At 72.5% G+C, this 17,227-nt stretch carries 19 protein-coding genes and 1 pseudogene; 11 read left to right on the top strand and 9 right to left on the bottom strand.

All coding sequences use genetic code 11. The features are described from left to right. Nucleotides 1-380 precede the first annotated feature (380 nt). Together ABZW11_RS31190 and ABZW11_RS31185 are read left to right on the top strand one after the other, a co-directional pair. On the top strand, nucleotides 381-737 hold the full coding sequence (locus ABZW11_RS31190; RefSeq protein ID WP_355424767.1) for a DUF1048 domain-containing protein: 357 nt from the start codon (nucleotides 381-383) through the stop codon (nucleotides 735-737). Nucleotide 738: 1 nt separating this feature from the next. After that, nucleotides 739-1,065, top strand: coding sequence for a DUF1048 domain-containing protein (locus tag ABZW11_RS31185; RefSeq protein WP_355424764.1), 327 nt, complete (start codon nucleotides 739-741; stop codon nucleotides 1,063-1,065). Between the two features lie 96 nt (nucleotides 1,066-1,161). Here ABZW11_RS31185 and ABZW11_RS31180 read toward each other — a convergent pair whose 3' ends face one another. Next, complete coding sequence (locus ABZW11_RS31180) at nucleotides 1,162-1,311, bottom strand: hypothetical protein (protein ID WP_355424761.1); 150 nt, start codon at nucleotides 1,309-1,311, stop codon at nucleotides 1,162-1,164. A gap of 32 nt (nucleotides 1,312-1,343) precedes the next feature. On the opposite strand from ABZW11_RS31180, the gene ABZW11_RS31175 reads away from it, so the two are divergent. Then, entirely contained in the window at nucleotides 1,344-1,538 is a 195-nt protein-coding gene (locus tag ABZW11_RS31175) for a winged helix-turn-helix transcriptional regulator (RefSeq protein WP_355424758.1), read from the top strand. A gap of 198 nt (nucleotides 1,539-1,736) precedes the next feature. Here the strand turns inward: ABZW11_RS31175 and ABZW11_RS31170 are convergent, their stop codons facing one another. Both ABZW11_RS31170 and ABZW11_RS31165 read right to left on the bottom strand, forming a co-directional pair. Next, nucleotides 1,737-2,531: an SGNH/GDSL hydrolase family protein gene (locus ABZW11_RS31170; RefSeq protein ID WP_355424755.1), complete on the bottom strand. Its 795-nt coding sequence runs from the start codon at nucleotides 2,529-2,531 to the stop codon at nucleotides 1,737-1,739. Next, nucleotides 2,528-3,106 (bottom strand): PadR family transcriptional regulator, encoded by a 579-nt coding sequence (locus tag ABZW11_RS31165; RefSeq protein WP_355424752.1) that lies wholly within the window; start codon nucleotides 3,104-3,106, stop codon nucleotides 2,528-2,530. Before ABZW11_RS31165 ends, ABZW11_RS31170 begins: the two co-directional genes overlap by 4 nt. A gap of 65 nt (nucleotides 3,107-3,171) precedes the next feature. Here ABZW11_RS31165 and ABZW11_RS31160 point away from each other — a divergent pair, with 65 nt between their 5' ends. Further along, nucleotides 3,172-3,972 carry a methyltransferase domain-containing protein gene (locus ABZW11_RS31160; protein ID WP_355424749.1) on the top strand — a complete coding sequence of 267 codons (801 nt, stop codon included), beginning with the start codon at nucleotides 3,172-3,174 and terminating at the stop codon, nucleotides 3,970-3,972. Nucleotides 3,973-3,975: 3 nt separating this feature from the next. Here the strand turns inward: ABZW11_RS31160 and ABZW11_RS31155 are convergent, their stop codons facing one another. After that, complete coding sequence (locus tag ABZW11_RS31155; protein ID WP_355424747.1) at nucleotides 3,976-4,524, bottom strand: GTP-binding protein; 549 nt, start codon at nucleotides 4,522-4,524, stop codon at nucleotides 3,976-3,978. Here ABZW11_RS31155 and ABZW11_RS31150 point away from each other — a divergent pair. Then, nucleotides 4,513-4,605 (top strand): annotated as a pseudogene (locus ABZW11_RS31150) (30S ribosomal protein S14); the annotation flags it as partial. The gene ABZW11_RS31155 and the pseudogene ABZW11_RS31150 overlap by 12 nt on opposite strands. A 31-nt stretch (nucleotides 4,606-4,636) precedes the next feature. Here ABZW11_RS31150 and ABZW11_RS31145 read toward each other — a convergent pair. The 4 genes from ABZW11_RS31145 to ABZW11_RS31130 are packed head-to-tail and all read right to left on the bottom strand — an operon-like array spanning nucleotide 4,637 to nucleotide 8,092. Next, nucleotides 4,637-5,407: an ABC transporter ATP-binding protein gene (locus tag ABZW11_RS31145; RefSeq protein WP_355424744.1), complete on the bottom strand. Its 771-nt coding sequence runs from the start codon at nucleotides 5,405-5,407 to the stop codon at nucleotides 4,637-4,639. Next, the gene (locus tag ABZW11_RS31140) at nucleotides 5,404-6,414 is read right to left on the bottom strand and encodes an iron chelate uptake ABC transporter family permease subunit (RefSeq protein ID WP_355424741.1); all 1,011 of its coding nucleotides are present in this window, start codon (nucleotides 6,412-6,414) and stop codon (nucleotides 5,404-5,406) included. The genes ABZW11_RS31145 and ABZW11_RS31140 overlap by 4 nt, the downstream gene beginning before the upstream one ends. Next, nucleotides 6,411-7,148 carry a class I SAM-dependent methyltransferase gene (locus ABZW11_RS31135; RefSeq protein ID WP_355424738.1) on the bottom strand — a complete coding sequence of 246 codons (738 nt, stop codon included), beginning with the start codon at nucleotides 7,146-7,148 and terminating at the stop codon, nucleotides 6,411-6,413. The genes ABZW11_RS31140 and ABZW11_RS31135 overlap by 4 nt, the downstream gene beginning before the upstream one ends. Continuing rightward, nucleotides 7,145-8,092 (bottom strand): ABC transporter substrate-binding protein, encoded by a 948-nt coding sequence (locus tag ABZW11_RS31130; RefSeq protein ID WP_355424735.1) that lies wholly within the window; start codon nucleotides 8,090-8,092, stop codon nucleotides 7,145-7,147. The genes ABZW11_RS31135 and ABZW11_RS31130 overlap by 4 nt, the downstream gene beginning before the upstream one ends. Before the next feature lie 136 nt (nucleotides 8,093-8,228). Here ABZW11_RS31130 and ABZW11_RS31125 point away from each other — a divergent pair, with 136 nt between their 5' ends. The 6 genes from ABZW11_RS31125 (at nucleotide 8,229) to ABZW11_RS31100 (ending at nucleotide 16,125) form a co-directional block, all read left to right on the top strand. Then, a complete protein-coding gene (locus tag ABZW11_RS31125) occupies nucleotides 8,229-8,507 on the top strand; it encodes a phosphopantetheine-binding protein (protein WP_355424733.1) in 279 nt (92 codons plus the stop codon). Further along, the gene (locus tag ABZW11_RS31120) at nucleotides 8,500-9,666 is read left to right on the top strand and encodes a cytochrome P450 (protein ID WP_355424730.1); all 1,167 of its coding nucleotides are present in this window, start codon (nucleotides 8,500-8,502) and stop codon (nucleotides 9,664-9,666) included. Before ABZW11_RS31125 ends, ABZW11_RS31120 begins: the two co-directional genes overlap by 8 nt. Beyond that, nucleotides 9,663-10,946, top strand: a complete 1,284-nt coding sequence (locus ABZW11_RS31115; protein ID WP_355424727.1) for a condensation domain-containing protein — start codon at nucleotides 9,663-9,665, stop codon at nucleotides 10,944-10,946. Before ABZW11_RS31120 ends, ABZW11_RS31115 begins: the two co-directional genes overlap by 4 nt. Beyond that, a complete protein-coding gene (locus ABZW11_RS31110) occupies nucleotides 10,939-12,315 on the top strand; it encodes an amino acid adenylation domain-containing protein (RefSeq protein WP_355424724.1) in 1,377 nt (458 codons plus the stop codon). Before ABZW11_RS31115 ends, ABZW11_RS31110 begins: the two co-directional genes overlap by 8 nt. Nucleotides 12,316-12,389: 74 nt before the next feature. Beyond that, nucleotides 12,390-13,643 carry an SGNH/GDSL hydrolase family protein gene (locus tag ABZW11_RS31105; RefSeq protein ID WP_355424721.1) on the top strand — a complete coding sequence of 418 codons (1,254 nt, stop codon included), beginning with the start codon at nucleotides 12,390-12,392 and terminating at the stop codon, nucleotides 13,641-13,643. Between the two features lie 349 nt (nucleotides 13,644-13,992). Next, a complete protein-coding gene (locus ABZW11_RS31100) occupies nucleotides 13,993-16,125 on the top strand; it encodes a hypothetical protein (protein ID WP_355424718.1) in 2,133 nt (710 codons plus the stop codon). Here ABZW11_RS31100 and ABZW11_RS31095 read toward each other — a convergent pair. After that, the gene (locus tag ABZW11_RS31095; protein ID WP_355424715.1) at nucleotides 16,073-17,116 is read right to left on the bottom strand and encodes a hypothetical protein; all 1,044 of its coding nucleotides are present in this window, start codon (nucleotides 17,114-17,116) and stop codon (nucleotides 16,073-16,075) included. The two genes, ABZW11_RS31100 and ABZW11_RS31095, sit on opposite strands and share 53 nt — an antisense overlap. Between the last annotated feature and the right edge of the window lie 111 nt (nucleotides 17,117-17,227).

Raw genomic sequence — 17,227 nt, 5'->3', positions numbered from 1 at the left:
GACAGGCTCGCAGGACGGCGGGCACGTGCTCGGGCCGGAAACCCACCACGGCGGCCGCTCCGGCCAGGCTCTCGACGCCGTTCACCACCCGCTGCCGCCCACCGGCGCGCGAACGCCGCCCCTCCGCGCGAAATATGCCGGACCATCGCCGGCACATGACACAACCGTGCGGCGGAATCCGGGAAGACTCGGACCACTACTTTGTGATACTTTATAGCGGTACTCGGCGTTACAGAGTACCCCAGGAGCCGATCGTCCGAGCAGGGCCCGCCGCGGAAGTTCTACGCGCTCAACGACGCGGGCTGCGAGGAGCCGGCGACGTTCTGGGCGAAGTGGGAGTACGTCACCACGCGGATCGACAAGCTCAAGGAGGGCGGAAGATGAGCTTCTGGGAGACCATTACGGGCAGCGATCTCACCAGAGAATGGAAGGCGTTCGAAGCCAGGGCGGCGGTCTTGCCGGCCGATTACCGGACGGCCTGGGAACAGATGAAGGGTCACCTGTTCCTCTACGGGGACTTCACCGGCCGCAACCTGATGCCGATTCTCGACGGTGCTCTGGGCCTGCTGGAGGAGACGGCAGCCGACGGGCAGAGCATTGACGACGTACTGGGTGACGACATCGCCGGTTTCTGCGCGGCGCTGGCGGGCGAAGAAGGGGCCGGAAACGTCCGCGACCGGTGGCGGGAGCAGTTGAACAGGAACGTCGCCAGGAAACTGGGCAGGCTGGGAGGCTGACGTGGGCGTCAGGGACATCATCGAGGGCAAGAAGCAGTGGCGGGCGCACATGGCACGGGTCAAGGCGCTCCCTTCGGACTACGAGATCGTCTACAAGGAGATTCAGAAGTACTACTTCAAGGTCGGACCGATCGACCTGCTCAACGGTTCCCTGCTCGCAGACCTCCTCGACTTCTTCGAGGGGGGCGTCGCGGACGGCAAGGGCGTCCTGGAACTCATCGGCGAGGACGTCGCCGCCTTCGCCGACGACCTGATCAAGGACTCGCGCACCTTCGCGGAGGTCCATCAGGAGTCCGTCGCCAGGAAACTCGGCACGGCCGAGAAGTGACACGCTCTCCTTCTTGATCGGCGGCTGCACGAAGTCGGCGGCCCGGAACGCCGGCGCCTCGATGGGCCCTCGGCGGCGAGAATCACCACGCGGACGTCATCGTCCTCCCGCCGCCCGCACGAGGGCCGCGTCCAATTGGTAGAGCAGGTGCAGATCCTGCGCGTTGCTCGCCACGATCTCGTCGAAGAAGTCCGGCCTGACCTCGCCGAACGGGACGAAACCGCCCCCGCCCGCGTTGGCGAACACCACGCCCAGGCCCGGCCCGTGCCCGGGTGTTCATGACCCGCCGGTGGACCTCGGCGATCATGTTCGCCGGAGCAGAGGGCGCACGCCGGTTCGGCGAATACCGGCGCATGGTCGGCGGCATTTCCGGCCGCATGCTGACGCTGCGGCTGCGGGAACTGGAGGAGCACCGCTCCCTCATCCAGGCCGTGCACGCGGTCGCCTCCTGGGCGGCGCGCGAGGGCCGGTGAGCGGACGGGCCGTGTTCAGGCCGTGTTCAGGCCGTGCTCAGGCCGTGCTCAGGCCGTGCTCAGGCCGTGCTCAAGCCGTCGGTGACGACGCCGTGGCGGCCCGGCGGACGCCGAGCAGATCCGCGCCGCGCCGGCCGCGGCTCGGCGCCTCTGAACCGCCGCCAGGTCGCAGGAGCGAACGAACCGGTCCCAGCGCGATCAGCGCGCCGGCTCTCCGGGGATCGGCCGCACCCACGGGGTGAGGTCCGGGCGTTTGGCCGTGCGGCCGTCGCCTGAGGAGCGGCCGCGGAGGCGGCGGGCCATCCAGGGGCCCGCGAAGGTCGCGAACCAGCGCACCTCGTCCGCCGCCACCCGCCACCTCGTCGCAGGAGGCAGCGGCGGGAAGGGCAGCATCCACGCGTCGTTGCTGCCGGCCAGCCCCAGCGCGTGCGCCATGGCGGCGGCGATGCGGGCGTGGCCGACCGGGCTCGCGTGCAACCGGTCCACGCTCCACATCCGCGCGTCCGTGGCGAACTCCAGCCCGTACGTGTCCACCAGCGTGACTCCGTGGCGGGCGGCGGCGGACCGGATGTGGTCGTTGAGGTCGAGCACCCTGGGCACCAGCGGTCGGGCCATGGGAGCGATCTTGCCGATGTCGGGGAACGTCACGCTGACCACGTGCGTGCCCGCCCCGGTGAGCCTGGCGAACATCTCCTCCAGCACGCCCGCCACCACGGCGGCGTCGAAGCCGGGGCGGATGATGTCGTTCATCCCCGCCATGACCGTGGCCAGGTCGGGCCGCAGCGCCAGCGCGGCGTCCAGCTGCTCGTCGCGGATCTGCGCCGCCACCCGGCCCCGCACGGCCAGGTTGGCGTAGCGTAGCCCGGGGTTGACGCGGGCCAGATGCTCGGCGAGGCGGTCGGCCCAGCCCCGGTGGCCGTTGACGTCGTCGCCGTCGCCGAGCCCCTCGGTCTGGCTGTCCCCGAGCGCGACGTAACGCGCGTAGGCGGTCATAAGGCCTCCTTCCCGATGTGCGCGCGGGCGCGCGCCTCCAGCGTCCGCGCGGTACGCAGGCACCAGTCGCGCGTCTCGCGGGCCAGCCAGCAGCCGGCCTGGCAGGACAGGTACGGGCCCACGGGGTCGCCCTCGCGCAGGAACGTCTCCTCGTCCAGGTCGCCGCGCAGGCCGGCGAGGATCCGTTCGAAGATCTCCAGCTTGGCCTCTTCCTGCCGCGCCCGCTCGTGCAGCTGCTCGATCACCGGCCCGGCGTCGAGCAGGGCTACGGCGTGCACCTTGACGGCCAGGTCGTCACGCAGCACCAGCGGCCTGGCCGGAGTCTCGGCGAACGCGGCCAGCTCGGCGAGCCCGGCCTCGGTCACCTTGAACACGCGCTTGTTGAGGCGGCCACGCTGAACCACCTCCCGGCCCGTGACCAGGCCGTCGGCCTCCAGCTTGGTCAGCTCGGCGTAGAGCTGCTGGGGAGCGGCGTACCAGAAGTTGGAGACGCCGATGTCGAAGATCTTGGTGAGCTGGTAGCCGCTGTACTCGCCGTCGAGCAGCGCCGCCAGCACCGCATGCCGGAGAGCCATCAGTAGTAATCATCAATATGAGTAGTCATGCCTATGACTATAGCCGGAAGCGAGATGATGCGGGGATGAACGCATCCAAGCCCCCCGCTTCTCGCTACCTGCTCGACAACGCGCGGACGGAGGCGGGCGAGCGGTTCACCTGGCTGGCCGAGCTGTTCGACGGCGTCACCCTGGGACACGCCGAGCGGCTCGGGCTGGAGGAGGGGTGGCGGTGCTGGGAGGTGGGCGCCGGTGGCCGCAGCGTCCCCGAGGCGCTCGCCAGGGCCGTCGGACCCACCGGTCACGTGCTGGCCACGGACATCGACACGTCCTGGCTGGACCCCGACGGCGGCTACGAGGTGCGCAGGCACGACATCGTCACCGACCCGCCGCCGGGCACGTTCGACCTGGTGCACGCCAGGCTCGTGCTCGTTCACGTGCCCGACCGCGCGCGGGCGCTGGCGACGATGGTGGCGGCGCTGCGGCCCGGCGGCCTGCTGCTGATCGAGGACGCCGACACCGAGCTGCAGCCGCTCGCCTGCCTCGACGAGGCCGGTCCCGCACAGCGGCGCGCCAACCGGCTGCGGCGCGCCGTCCGTGAGCTGATGACCCGCCGCGGCGCCGACCTGCGCTTCGGCCGTACGCTGCCGCGCGTGCTGCGCACGGCAGGGCTGGAAGACGTCGCGGCGTCCGGCTGCTTCCCCGTCGGCGGGGTGGCCTGCGACCGGCTGGAGAGCGCGACGGTGCGCATGGTCCGCGCCGAGCTGCTCGCCGCCGGGCTGGCCGACGACGCCGAGATCGACGCCCACCTGGCCGCCGTGGACGCCGGCGAGCTCGACCTCACCCTCGCCCCGCTGATCTCGGCCTGGGGACGCCGCCCCGCATAGCCGTCAGGACTGGTGCTCAGCGCGGGAGGCATAGGGGAGCAGGGCCATCTCACGGGCGGTTTTGACGGCCTGGGCGATCCGGCGCTGCTGCTGGACGGTGACGCCGGTGAAGACCAGGTGCTGGACGCGGTCGCCGTGCTCGGGGTGCCAGCCGAGGGCTGCCGCCACGCGGCGGGCAGGGGAGAGGAGGGCCCACGCGGCCTCGGGCAGCGCGGCCAGCCAGGGGCCGGCGTCCTCGACCGGGACGATGCCGGCGACGGCGTCCCGCGCGAGCAGCTGTCCCGGCCGGGTGGCCGGCCAGAAGCGGCCGCGCGAGCGTACGGACGCGGTGACCAGTTCGTCCACGGCCTCGAAGAAGCGGCCGGGATGCAGCGGGCGGCGGCTGCGCCAGACCGTGGTGACGATCTCCTCGGTCGTGGCGTCGGCGGGCAGGCTCGCGGTGCGGGACCGGTTCGTCCGGCTCACGCTCAGCGCCCGCGCGATCAAGACGGTCGACAAGATCGGCGTCGAGGCGGCCGTCGCCCGGATCAGGGCGAGGGGCCCCGCGGGCATCTGACCAAGTTCGGGCTCTCCCGGGTGCGCTTCCGCGAGATGGCACTCCGCGGCGAGCTGCCCGGCATCACGAAGGCGTGACAGGGCTGCAGGGCTCGGGCCCTGCCGCCCTTCATGCCGTCCGAGCGGCGCCGGGCAGGAAGCGGAGGGCCGGGCGGCCGGTGGGAGAGCGGGTGATCTCCGTTCGCACGCCGTACACGCGCTCCACCGTCTCCTCGGTGAGGACCTGGCCGGGCGGGCCGGTGGCGACGAGGCGGCCCTTGTGCAGGAGCAGGAGGTGGTCGCAGTACTGGGCGGCGAGGTTGAGGTCGTGCAGGACCGTGACCACGGTGGCGGGGATGGCGGCGAGCAGGTCGAGCAGGGCCAGCTGGTGGGCGATGTCGAGGTGGTTGGTCGGCTCGTCCAGCAGCAGCTCGGTGGGTTCCTGGGCGAGTGCGCGGGCGATGTTGACCCGCTGGCGTTCGCCGCCGGAGAGCGTGGGCCAGCGGCGATGCTCCAGGTCGGCGACCCCGCACCGGCGCAGGGCGCGGCGGGCGCGGGCGAGGTCGTCCGCGCCCGTCATGCGGCGGCCGTGGGGGATGCGGCCGAGCAGCACCACGTCCAGGACGGTCAGCTCCACCTCGGTGGAGACCTCCTGGGCGGCCACCGCCAGGCGGCGGGCCACGTCGCGGCGCGGCAGGCGGCCCAGGTCATGGCCGTCGAGCAGGACGGCCCCGCCCTGAGGGCGCAGCAACCCCGCGAGCAGCCGCAGGAACGTGGACTTGCCCGAGCCGTTCGGGCCGAGCACCCCGGTCAGGCCGCCGGGGACGATCTCGACGGTGATGCCGTCCACGATCGGCCGGCCCTGGGCCGTCCAGGTGACGTCACGGGCGTGCAGGCTCACGACGGCGTCTCCTTTCTCCGCCGCATGACGAGCGCGAAGGCCGGGACGCCGATCAGGGCCGTCAGCACGCCGACGGGGATCTCGCGGGGGGCGAAGGCGGTGCGGGCGACGGTGTCGGCGGCCAGCAGGAACACGCCGCCGTACAGGGCGCAGGCTGGAAGCAGCACGTGGTGACGGCCGCCCGCCAGTGCGCGCACGGCGTGCGGCACGATCAGGCCGGCGAAGCCGATCGCGCCGCTCGCCGCCACCAGCACCGCCGTGGTGAGCGCGGTGACGGTGAACAGGGTCAGCTCGGTCCTGGCCGGGGCGATGCCGAGCGAGGCGGCGGCCTCCCTGCCGAACGCGAACGCGTCCAGCGCCGGGGAGGCGAGCACGCACGCCAGCAGCCCGCCCCCGGCCACCACGGCGCACAGGGCCACGCTCGGCCAGCTCGCCGCGGCCAGTGAGCCCAGCATCCAGAAGGTCACACCGCGGGTGCTCTGCGCGTCCGCCGCCCAGATGACGATGAGGCTGGTCGTGGCGCTGAACAGCTGCGAGACCACGACCCCCGCCAGCACGACCCTGACCGTGCTGCCCAGCTCCCTGCCGATCATCGCCAGCACGCAGCAGAAGGCGAGCAGGCTGCCGCCGAACGCGCCGGACGACAGCGCCGCGGCCCCGGAGCCCAGGCCCAGGACCAGCACGGCCACCGCCCCGGTGGAGGCACCGGAGGAGATCCCCAGCAGGTACGGATCCGCCAGCGGATTGCGGGTCAGCGCCTGCAGCACGGCACCGCACACCGACAGCCCGGCCCCCACCAGCACGGCCAGCAGCACCCTGGGCAGGCGCAGCTGCCAGATGATGCCGTCGTCCAGCGGCGCGAGCGGCCGCACCGGCAGCCCGGCATGGAACGCGACCGTCCGCAGCACGTCGGCGGGTGACAGCCCGGCCGCCCCCACCACGGCGGCGGACGCGACCGACAACGCCAGGAGCAGCAGCCCCGCGCCGATCACGTACGCCGCTCTCATCGCCTGGCGAAGACGACGTAGTCGTCGAGGTACTGCCAGACGGTGCCCACCTCGGCGAAGCCGGCCGTCCGCAGCGCGGCGAGATGGAAGGCCAGCGGCGCGAGCGGCTGGGGCGGCCGGTCGGCGAAGCGCCGCTCACGCTCGGGCAGCCGCTCGGCGAGTGCGGGCAGCCGCCCGGCCAGGGCCCACCAGGCGTCCCAGGTGGGGGCGCCGGCGGTGAAGGCGGCCCGCCGCACCTGCTCGTCGTGGCGGGCCGACACGTCCGCCAGAGACGGGTGCTCGGGCCCGAACCGCAGATGGTCGGCGTTGAGCAGGACCGCCCCGGGCGGCAGGAGCGCGGCCAGCTCGGTGTAGACGCCGAGGAGCTGCCGCGGCGCCAGCCAGTGCAGCGCGGTCGAGGTCAGGACGGCGTCGAAGCGCCACTCGGTGAAGCGCCGGCTCCAGCCGGCCTCCGCCAGGTCGGCGTCGATCACGGTGGCCCTGTCGCCGAGGACGAGTTCGGCGAGCCCGGCCAGCACCGGGTCGTGGTCGGTGGCCACCACGCGGGCGCCCGGCACCCGGGCCAGCACCCGGCCGGCGATCGAGCCGGGGCCGCAGGCCAGGTCCAGTACGGTCGGCTCGGCGGGGGCGTGCAGGCGCAGGACGTCCAGCATGACCTCGAAGCGGTTCTCGCGGTGGGCGACGTACGCGCTCTGCTGCTCCTCCCAGCAGGCCAGCAGCTCGTGCGGGGTCACGCGTTCTCCTTCCTGCCGAACAGGCGGGTCAGGCCGCGGCCGACCTGCTCGACGGCGGTGACGGCGCGGATGGACGGGTCGACGGACGAGCCGGGGACGACGATGAAGCGGTCGTTCCTGACCGCGGTGAGGCGGGCGGCGACGGGGTCGGAGCGCAGGAAGCGCTTCTTGGCCTCGGCGCTGTCGCCGTCGCCGCCCCTGGTGAGGTCGGCGAGCACGATCACGTCGGGGTCGCGGGCGGCGATCTCCTCCCAGTTGCCCTCGGCCCACTGCTGCTCGACGTCGGCGAACGCGTTGCGCGCGCCGAGCAGCCTGGTGATCGTGCCGGGCAGGCCGGTGCCGCCGGCGATGGCGGGCGTCCTGGTGCCGGAGTAGTACCACATGACGTCGGCGTCGAGGTGCTCCGCCCGCTCGGCGGTCCGCAGCCGCCTGCGCAGGCCGGCGACCACGGCCTGGCCGCGTTCGCGTACGCCGAAGACGGTGGCGATGTCGTCGATCTCCTTGAAGATCGCCTCGAACTCGGCGTGCGCGGGGATGAGCGCCTGGTCCTCGCAGTCGTTGGCCGACAGGTACGCGGGCACGCCCAGCTTCGCGAGGTCCTGCCGGGAGCCGGCGGCCTCGGGGGCGAAGGCGGACGCGCGCATCGAGTAGACGAAGTCGGGCTTGGCGGCCAGCAGCGCCTCACGGCCCGGATACCGCGCGGCCAGCACGGGCACCTTCGCGTAGTCCGGCGCCAGCTCGGGCAGCACAGGATCGGTCCGGTACGCGGTGCCGGCCATGCGACCGGCCAGCCCCAGGCTCAGCATGATCTCCGCCGCGTTCTGCTCCATGGCGACCGCCCGCCGCGGCGGCGCCGGGATCTCCAGCGGCAGCCCGCAGCTCGTGACCCGGGCGGCGCCGGTCGCCGCCGTGCCGCTGCCGCAGGAGGTGACCAGCAGCAGCACTAAGAAAATGGAAACGGTTTTCATATTCGTCGACCTTAGCATCAACGAATCCTCAACGCGGACTCAACACCGGCACGGACACACTGGCCGGGACCTGCGCGTACACCTGACCACGGAACCTGATCACGGAGCCGGCATGACCACTGTCACCTCACGGGACGACCTCGAGCTCGACTCGCCGTACGAACCCCCGCGCACCGACACGGAACGCCGGCTGGCCGCCCTGTGGGAGGACAAGCTGGGCGTCGCGCCCGTCGGCATCGAGGACGACTTCTTCGAGCTGGGCGGCGACTCCCTGCTGGCGGCCGACGTTCAGTTCGCGATCGACCGCGAGTTCGGCTTCGAGGTGCCCGCCTGGGCGCTGTTCCTGTCGCCGACCATCGCCGAGCTGGCCGCTGTGATCGGCCATGCGTGACCTGTCCGACCCCCGCCTGTTCGAGGCGGGCGGCCAGTACGCGGCCTGGCGGTGGCTGCGCGAGAACGACCCGGTGCACCGGCACGAGACGGGCTTCTGGTCGGTCACCCGGTACGCCGACGTGGACCGCGTCCTGCGCGACCACACGTGCTTCACCAGCGAGCGCGGCACCCTGCTCAACCTGCTGGGCCGCCCCGACCCGGCCGCCGGGCGGCAGCTCGCCGCCACCGACCCGCCCGCGCACGACCGGATGCGGGCCCCGCTGCAGAAGCTCATGGGCATGCGCTCGGCCGCCGCCTACGAGCCCGCCATCGTCGCGGCGATCACCGAGCTGCTCGCCCCCGGCCTGGACGGGCGGCCGTTCGATGTGGCCGAGGCCGTGCGCGGGCTGCCGCTCGCGCTGATCGGGCCGCTGCTCGACCTGCCGCACGCCGACCGGCCGCGCCTGCTCACACTGGTCATGGCGGCCAGCGCCGAGGACGACCCCGACTACCAGGTCGCCGGTGACGCGGCCACGACGCTGCGGCGGGCGCACCGCGAGCTGTTCGCGTACTTCCTGCACCTGGTACGCGAGCGCGCCCGCACCCCCGGCGGCGACCTGGTCAGCCTGATGCTGCAGGAAGGCCCCGGCACGGTGGTCGCCAACTGCTACAGCCTGCTGCTCGGCGCGAGCGTGACCCTGCCGAACGTGGTCAACGCGACCGTCGTGGAGCTGGCCTGGGGCGGCGGCTACCGCGCCTGGGCCGCCCGTCCCGATCTGCTGCGCAGCGGGGTGGAGGAGGCGCTGCGCTGGGCGTCGCCCGGCAGCCACTTCATGCGGCACACCACCCGCCCGGTACGCCTGTCGGGCGTGGAGATCCCGGCGGGCGAGCCGGTGGTCGCCTGGATCGGCGCGGCCAACAGGGACCCCGAGATCTTCCCTGACCCGGACGCGTTCGACCCGGCCCGTACGCCGAACCGGCACCTCGCCTTCGGCAGCGGACACCACTACTGCATCGGCTCCCACCTGGCCCGGCTCACACTGCGGCTGTTCTTCATGACGCTCTTCGCGACCTTCGCCGACGTCGCGCTCGCCGCGGAGCCGGTCCGCGTGCGATCGACCTTCCTCACCGGCTTCAAGAAACTGATCATCACGGGCGTGCCCAGGAGAGGCAGATGACGACAGAGATCCCGTTCACCTACGCCCAGCAGCTGCTGCTCGGGCTTGAGCTGGCCGTCCCGGGCAGCGTGCTCAACCCGGCGTTCATCGTGCGGGCGGCCTACCGCGTCGCGCACGAGATCGACGAAGACGTGCTGCGCCAGGCCGTGGACGACGTCGTGGCCCGGCACGACGCGCTGCGCACGGCCGTGGTCCGCGACGCCGGCCAGAGCATCAAAGCGCACGTGCACGACGGCGTGCCGGGCCGGCTGCTGGTGCACGACGTGGACGACGAGGACGACGAGGACGCCTTCCTCGCGATGGCGACGAACGCGGCGTACCCGCCGGACGAGCCGCCGCTGCTGTGGGTGCACCTCGGCCGGTGCGCGGACGGCACCAGCCTGCTGGTGATCGTCACCCACCACCTCGTCTCCGACGCCTGGTCGCTGACGCTGCTCGCGCGCGACCTGGCCGACGCCTACACCGCCCGGCTGCGGGGCGGCCCGCCGCCCGGCTCGCGGGTCCTGGGATACGCCGAGGTCGCCGCCGACGACTTCTCGCCCTCATGGGAGAAGACGATCACGGACGCGCTGCCGTACTGGAAGGACCGGCTGGACGGCGTGGCGGACCTCGCCCTGCCGGTGCCGACGCCCGGCAGGCGCGGCGAGCAGCGGACGTGCCGCTTCACCGTGCCGGACGAGCTGTGGCGGCGGCTCGGCCGGGTGGCGCGGCGGCGCAGGACGACGCCGTTCACCCTGCTGCTCACGGCGTTCACCGCGTCGGTCTGGGCCGGGCGCCGCGACGCCGTCGTGCCGATCATCACCGCCGGCCGCAAGCCGTCGGAGTGGTACACGGCCGGCTTCATGCTCAACCTGCTCTGGCTGCGCATCACCACCGGCGACCCCGGCGACCTGGACGAGCTGAGCCGCCGCGCCGACGAGGTGTGCCGGGCGGCCTACCGGCACGACGTGCCGCTGCTGCGGGTGCTGCCCGAGGCGCCGGACCTCACCGCGCTGATCTTCGACCCGGCGGAGGTCGTGGAGCGCACGTTCCCGGTGTTCCAGCTCATCCCGAAGTCGCCGTTCGCGCCCACCGCGGACGACCCGGCGCTGCTGCTGACGCCCGTGCCCGAGGAGCGGCAGCCCGCCCCCGTGATGCCGCTGCACCTGCTGTGGTCGATGCGGGTGGACGAGGAGGTGGTCGGCATCGTCTCCTGCGAGGCCGAGATGTTCGGCCAGGAGTGGGTGGAGGAGAAGATCGCCGGATTCCTGAGCGTACTGGAGCGGCTGGCCGATGCTTGAGCTCATCGAAGCGCACCTGACCAGCCCGGCCACGGCGATCGCCGACCGCGAAGGCGAGCTGCCCTACCGGGAGCTGGACCAGCGCAGCGCCGGGCTCGCGCGGGCGCTGCAGGACGCGGGCCTGCGACCCGACGAGCCCGTGGTGATCCACGCCCACCTGTCGCGGTGGGCGGTGATCGGCATGCTCGCCGTCCTGCGGGCCGGCGGCCGGTACGTCGCCGTCGACGCCGCCTTCCCCGTCGGGCGGCAGCAGGACGTCGCCCAGGCGTGCGGGGCGCGCATCGCCCTCATCGAGCCGGACATGATCGTCCCGCTGAACGGCCCGTCGTGCCGCATCGACATGACCACGCTCTCCGGCGACCCCCTCCCCGCCGGCCAGGCCCGGCTCGCCTACACCTGCTACACCAGCGGCTCGACGGGCACGCCCAAGCCCGTCACGATCTCCCGGGCGGCCCTCGCCTGGTCCACCTCCGCCCGGCTGACCTCCTACCCGTCGCCGGTCACCGGGTTCCTGCTGTGCTCGTCCATCTCGTTCGACAGCTCGGCCGCCGGGATCTACTGGACGCTGGCCAGCGGCGGCACCCTGGTCATCCCCAGCCAGCGCCCCTCCGACCTGGCCGCCGCCGCGCGCTTCGCCGCCGAGCACCGGCCCTCCCACCTGCTCATGGTGCCGTCGCTGTACGGGCTCGCGCTCCGCAACGGCCTGGCGGAGGCGTTCCGGTCGCTCGGCACGGTGATCGTCGCCGGCGAGACCTGCCCGCCCGCGCTGGTCGGCGCGCACTACGCGGCGCTGCCCGGGGCGGTCCTCTACAACGAGTACGGCCCCACCGAGTGCACCGTCTGGAGCACGGTCCACCGCTGCGTCCCCGAGGACGCCCATTCTTCGCGGGTGCCCATCGGCCACCCCATCCCGGGCGCGCGGGTGTCCATCGCGGAGCCGAACGCCGAGGGCGTCGGCGAGCTGGTGATCTCCGGTCCCGGCCTGGCCGAGGGCATCGGGGACGCCTACCGTACCGGTGACCTGGTCTCCCGGCGCGGCGACGGGGCGCTGCTGTTCCACGGCCGCGCCGACCACCAGCTCAAGCTGAGCGGCGCGCGGGTGGAACGCGCGGAGATCGAGCACGCCATGGCCGGTTTCCCCGGCGTACGGGAGGCCGCGGTCGGCGTGACGCGGGGCCCGGCGCGGGGCCCGGCGCGGCTCAAGGGCTACCTGGTCACCGAGCAGGAGCGGATCGACCGCCGCGCGTTGCGCGCCCACCTGCTGGACCGGCTGCCCGTGGTGGCCGTGCCGACGGTGTTCCAGCGGGTGGACGCCCTGCCGCGCCTGCCCAACGGCAAGGTCGACTACACGGTCCTCGACGACGGCTGATATTGACGCGCCCGGTGCGGCATGTTGTGATCAACCCACGAATTTCGTACTGATTCAGTAGGAAATGGGTGGTCATGAGGTTCCTCCAGCGTGCCGCCGCGGTCGTCATGCTCTTCGTGAGCGCGGCGGGCGTCCAGGCCGTGCACAGTGGACCGGCGCAGGCGGCTCTCCCCACCGCCGCCGTCGCGCTCGGCGACAGCTTCGTCAGCGGCGAGGGCGCGGGGGACTACCAGCCCGTCGTCGACTCCTCCGGCACGACGCAGGGTTTCCCCGGCTGGTCGGCGGCCAACAGCAACGCCTATTTCTGCCACCGGTCGGCGAACGCCTCGCTGTTCAAGGCGTCGCTGCCGGGCATCCAGCAACGCCTCAACCTTGCCTGCTCCGGCGCCCAGCCCGCCGACATCACCGCGCCCGCGAGCGCCCGCCCCGAGGGCCGCACCGTCGCCGCCCAGCTCGACCAGCTGCGCGCCGTCGCCCAGACGCACGACATCGACGTCGTCCTCATCGGGCTCGGCTCCAACAACAGCCAGTTCACCTTCGGCGACGTCGCCACGTTATGCGCCAACCGGTTCATCGCCGACGCCTGGACCGGCTGGTGGGAGTTCTGGGCGTACCTGAAGGGCGAGGTGCCGCAGCAGCCCTGCTCCGCCTCCGACCTGGCCACCGCCGCCGAGGTCGCCGCCGCCACCGCCGAGACCACCGCCGCCCTGCGGCAGATACTCGACACCCTCGCCCAGGTCGACGCCGACGGCGTCCACCAGGTGATCCTGCAGACCTACACCAACCCGCTGCCGCCCGAGCTCGCCACGCCGTACCACGAGGAGGACGGCCGCAAGGACACCCGCGACAAGTTCCGCGCGCTCGGCGCCGAGCGCTACGCCGCCGGCTGCCCGATCCACCGCGCCAGCCTCGGGCCAGGGCACGTGTTCTCCGAGAACCTCGGCACCCTGGTCAAGAACGCGCACGCCACGCTGGCGGCCGAACGCCCGGCGGCCGACGTGCGCGTCCTGGACGTCCAGCGCGCCTTCGACGGGGCCCGCCTCTGCGAGAACTCCGGAAGCCCGTCCGGCGCGCTCGCGACGCCGGTCCGCGTCCAGGACGGGCCGACCGGTACGCCCGTCACCAGCCTGTCCGGCTGGGACAAGATCCGCATCCAGCGGGCGGCGAACACCTGCGTCACCTACTTCCAGACCTGCCAGGAGTCGTGGCACCCCAACGCCGCCGGCCACACGGTACTCGGCCAGTGCCTGAGCGGCGCCGTCGCCGCGGGGCCGCGCGCGAGCGTCACGTGCGCCCGCGACCAGAACGGGACGATCACCGTCTCCTGACCCGGGCAGCCGGCTGTGACGCGCGGGCGAAGCGCGGTCAGGCATGGAGACGCTGCCCGAGCGGTACGCCGGGCCGCTCCTCGCGCTCGCGCCGCCGTCGTCGCCGGTGGAGCCTCGGCTCGGCCGCCGTCGGGGCGGTCGCGACCGTGCCGGCCGAGGACCTGCGGGCACGGCGGCTGCACCGGACGCTGACAGCCGGCCGAAGGTGACTCTCACTGCGCACGGACAACAAGGCCAGGTTGTAAAGGGGCCGATCCGGTGTCTGTATTGAGGAACTTCGACGTTAAATCTTGCGTGCTGCCTCATGCGGGAGGAGAAGGGAAGTCTCGCACTCATGGGGAGGGACGCAATGAAGCGATCCAGGACCGACACCCCGGTCTCGGAGGCGGAGGACACCGGCCTGAAGGCCCGCGAGCACGAGGGGCTGCCCGCTGTCCACCTCCGACCGGCGGTGCTGCTGCACGGGGGGAACGTCGGGAAGGTGCAGATCAGCCCGAGCCCGCGCACGCCGTCGCCGTTCGGCAGCAGGATGGGGGACCACACGATCGCCTGGACGGTCCACCTGGACGCGCTCAAGGCCGAGCTGCACGGCAAGCCGATCGCCGAGGCCGTCACGGCGCTGGAGAAGGCCCACCACGACGCCACCAGCTGGATGGCCGACCCGTCCAGCGCCCAGAGGAAGATGCTCGAGTGGCTGAGCGACGTCGAGGAGCGCGTGCCACGACTGGAGGACTCCGACGCCCGTACGCGCACGCACATCAACGCGGCGCTGAAGGCCATGGTCAACGGCAAGGCCGAGGACATGGCCGCGGCGCTCGGGCCCGCGCTGGCCCATCACCTGGCCTACGTCAACTACACGCCGTTCGCCACGGTACGCAACCTCAGGGACCGTTCCATCGGTTCGGCCGAGGCGCACTACCGCAGGATCATCCTGCGGTGCGAGCGCTATCACGCGGCCCAGTCCGCGAAGATGGAGACCGACGAGGTCAAGCCGGCGATGACCAGGGGCGGGACGGTCATCCTCCGGCCCGAGGATTTCGAGGAGCCGTGGAAGCCCGACGCGCAGGAGGTCAAGGAGGCGCTGTGGCGGCTGTTCTCCTTCGACGCCGCGCTGCGCGAGACCGGCCTGGACTACGCGCTCAGCCCGGAGGCGGCGATGAAGCCGCAGGAGGACAGCCGCAAGCTGGGGAAGCTGGGCGTCCAGCTGACGAAGCACCTCGACCGGCGCACCTCCTTCTCGCTGGATGTGGACGGGATCGCCCAGCAGGCCAAGGAGATGACCGAGCGGCTGCGCGGGGTGGAGGGGCAGCAGCACCTGTTCAAGGCCGCGCAGACCATCTCGAACATCGCCGGCGGCCTGTGGCACGCTGATCAGGAGGACTTCGGCTACTACAAGCAGCAGGTCAACAAGTATCTGAGGCTTGCCAAGGAGGAGACGCAGGGCGAGACGACCAAGGCCGACGACTCCGCCGACCGCTTCGTCACGATCACGTCGTACCTGCTGCACGAGCATCAGCGGCTGTGTTCGCTCGCCTATCCCCTGAGCGTGTCCACGTCGGGCTTCCTGTCGCCCTCCCCGTCCGAGGCCGCGATCGCCGCGTTGACGGCGTACATCGCGAAGCGGCGCAGGAAGCTCAGGCTCGACACCGAGGCGGGCGTCAAGCTGCTGAGCGACCTGAAAACGGCACTCGACCGGCTGCCGCAGCCGCCCGCCGTCGACGGGGTCGTCAAGGACTGGGTCGCCGACGAGACCGGTGACCCGCTCGTGGTCACCTTCGTCGCAGGCCGAGGCGCCGACGTCAACGGCCGTCCGCCCGCTCCCGCCGGAGTGGCGGGCATGGGCTGCCACACCACGGCCTGGGTGATCCAGAGCACGGCGGTCAAGCAGCTGCTCGCGCGCAGACGCACCGAGCCTGAGGGTCTGGAGGCGCTGGAAGAGGCGCTCGAGGCCGACCTGAGATCCGACCTGATGACGCTCGACAGGTACCTGCCGCTCGCCCAGCTGGAAGGCGGCCAGCTCAAGGCGATGTTCCAGGCCGCCTTCGACACGCTCACCGACGCGACACCGGGCGAGTCCGCCGCCTCCTACCTCACCTTCCGCAACCTGCTGCCGTTCGCCACGGTCGATGCGGGCGACAGGGGCGGACACGGCGAGAGCCTCGCCGCGTCGGAGCAGCAGACCTTCGATGCCGAGGCTCTGGGCACGACGCTCGAGCTCCTGCGGGAGGAGCGCCGACGCGAGCGCAGGAGGATCGTCACGCGGTTGCGGAAGGTGGCCGACGAGCTGGAGGACGAGCTCACCTACGAGGGCGACACCCGCTGGTCGGCCGACTACCGCATCACCGCGGCGGTGGAGGATTCCGTGGCTCGGCTGCGGGCCGAGGCCTCCCTGCTGGAGGCCAGGAACGTTCGCGACCCCGCCGAGATGATCATGACAACGCGCTCCCAGGAGCACCGCCGTCTGTACGCCTTGGCTCACTAGACGTGACAGCCGCCCGTTGCCGCCAGGCCAGGTCGCGCCGCCGGCGGCGGGCGGCGTTCAGGCGGAAGGCGACGACGGCGAGGGTGAGCAGGGCGGCCAGGGCTGATTGTGGCCAGGGCAGCGCCCACACCCTTGTGGTGGCCGCCGCCTGCTGGGTGGCGACGCCTGGGAGGGGGCCGGTCGCGGGGGAGGGGAGTGCCACGATCGTTGCGCCGATCGGGCCCAGGGGCCAGGCGCCGGGCAGGCGAGCGGTGAAGGTGCGGCGGCCGCCTGGCATCAGTTCCCTGGCCCTGGCCGTTGATGGGTCGGTCCAGGTGTCCTTGGTGAACAAGGTGGAGGTCAGGACTTGGTTGCCGGTGACCGCGCGGACGTTGCCGGTGTTGGCGACGGTGTACGTCACCTCGACGGTGCCGGGGGTGAAGGGGTTCCAAGAGGCGGTGTACGCCGCTCTTACGTCGGTCACGGCCAGCTTGGCCACGTAGTCGCCGGTGACGCGGATGTTCAGGCGGACGCCCACCCGGTTCTGGACGCGTACCTGGCCGGAGACCGTCTCCAGGGACGCGGTCACGCCGGCCGGGTGATCGCCCGGGGTCGCGTTCGTCGGGACCGACACCGTCACCGGGACGACGGAGGTGGCGCCGGCGGCGACGGTCACCGTCTCGGGCACGGTGATCCAGGAGCCGCCGTCGACCGGCTCGACCCCGGACGGCCGCATGTCGAAGTAGCCCTTCGCGGTCAGGTAGCCGTCGCCCGCGTCGATCCCGAACACGACCGGCTCCGTGGAACGGTTGATGACCGCCACGTGCTCGACCACCTGCTGGCCGCCGGCGAGTTCGAGATCGATGGCGGTGCGGCCGTCGGGGCCGCCGGTGTTCGCCGGTACGACCGACCAGGTGACGTCGGCGTGGGCCGCCGGCCCCACCAGGACGGCCGCCGGTCCCACCAGGACGGCGGCCGACAAGGCGACCAGCGCGGCGAGGGTGCGCCGCATACGGCTTGTGGTCAACAGGCGTGTCTCCGGTTCCGTCGGGGCGCGGTGGTCAGGTCGAGCACCTGGCCGGGATCGGCCACGTTGAACCCGAAGAGCGTCACCCCGCCCAGG

It is taken from the genome of Nonomuraea sp. NPDC004580 (assembly GCF_040609855.1).
GTDB classification, from domain to species: Bacteria; Actinomycetota; Actinomycetes; order Streptosporangiales; family Streptosporangiaceae; genus Nonomuraea; species Nonomuraea salmonea.
This window is presented reverse-complemented; position numbering and strand designations above follow the sequence as displayed.

What these genes read in the sequence shown, in the direction of transcription:
- ABZW11_RS31160 (WP_355424749.1), top strand. Translation starts at nt 3,172, where the DNA reads ATGAACGCATCCAAGCCCCCCGCTTCTCGCTACCTGCTCGACAACGCG.
- ABZW11_RS31175 (WP_355424758.1), top strand. Translation starts at nt 1,344, where the DNA reads ATGACCCGCCGGTGGACCTCGGCGATCATGTTCGCCGGAGCAGAGGGC.
- ABZW11_RS31165 (WP_355424752.1), bottom strand. Translation starts at nt 3,106, where the DNA reads ATGGCTCTCCGGCATGCGGTGCTGGCGGCGCTGCTCGACGGCGAGTAC.
- ABZW11_RS31125 (WP_355424733.1), top strand. Translation starts at nt 8,229, where the DNA reads ATGACCACTGTCACCTCACGGGACGACCTCGAGCTCGACTCGCCGTAC.
- ABZW11_RS31190 (WP_355424767.1), top strand. Translation starts at nt 381, where the DNA reads ATGAGCTTCTGGGAGACCATTACGGGCAGCGATCTCACCAGAGAATGG.
- ABZW11_RS31140 (WP_355424741.1), bottom strand. Translation starts at nt 6,414, where the DNA reads ATGAGAGCGGCGTACGTGATCGGCGCGGGGCTGCTGCTCCTGGCGTTG.
- ABZW11_RS31105 (WP_355424721.1), top strand. Translation starts at nt 12,390, where the DNA reads ATGAGGTTCCTCCAGCGTGCCGCCGCGGTCGTCATGCTCTTCGTGAGC.
- ABZW11_RS31110 (WP_355424724.1), top strand. Translation starts at nt 10,939, where the DNA reads ATGCTTGAGCTCATCGAAGCGCACCTGACCAGCCCGGCCACGGCGATC.
- ABZW11_RS31095 (WP_355424715.1), bottom strand. Translation starts at nt 17,116, where the DNA reads ATGCGGCGCACCCTCGCCGCGCTGGTCGCCTTGTCGGCCGCCGTCCTG.
- ABZW11_RS31120 (WP_355424730.1), top strand. Translation starts at nt 8,500, where the DNA reads ATGCGTGACCTGTCCGACCCCCGCCTGTTCGAGGCGGGCGGCCAGTAC.
- ABZW11_RS31100 (WP_355424718.1), top strand. Translation starts at nt 13,993, where the DNA reads ATGAAGCGATCCAGGACCGACACCCCGGTCTCGGAGGCGGAGGACACC.
- ABZW11_RS31155 (WP_355424747.1), bottom strand. Translation starts at nt 4,524, where the DNA reads ATGCCCGCGGGGCCCCTCGCCCTGATCCGGGCGACGGCCGCCTCGACG.
- ABZW11_RS31115 (WP_355424727.1), top strand. Translation starts at nt 9,663, where the DNA reads ATGACGACAGAGATCCCGTTCACCTACGCCCAGCAGCTGCTGCTCGGG.
- ABZW11_RS31170 (WP_355424755.1), bottom strand. Translation starts at nt 2,531, where the DNA reads ATGACCGCCTACGCGCGTTACGTCGCGCTCGGGGACAGCCAGACCGAG.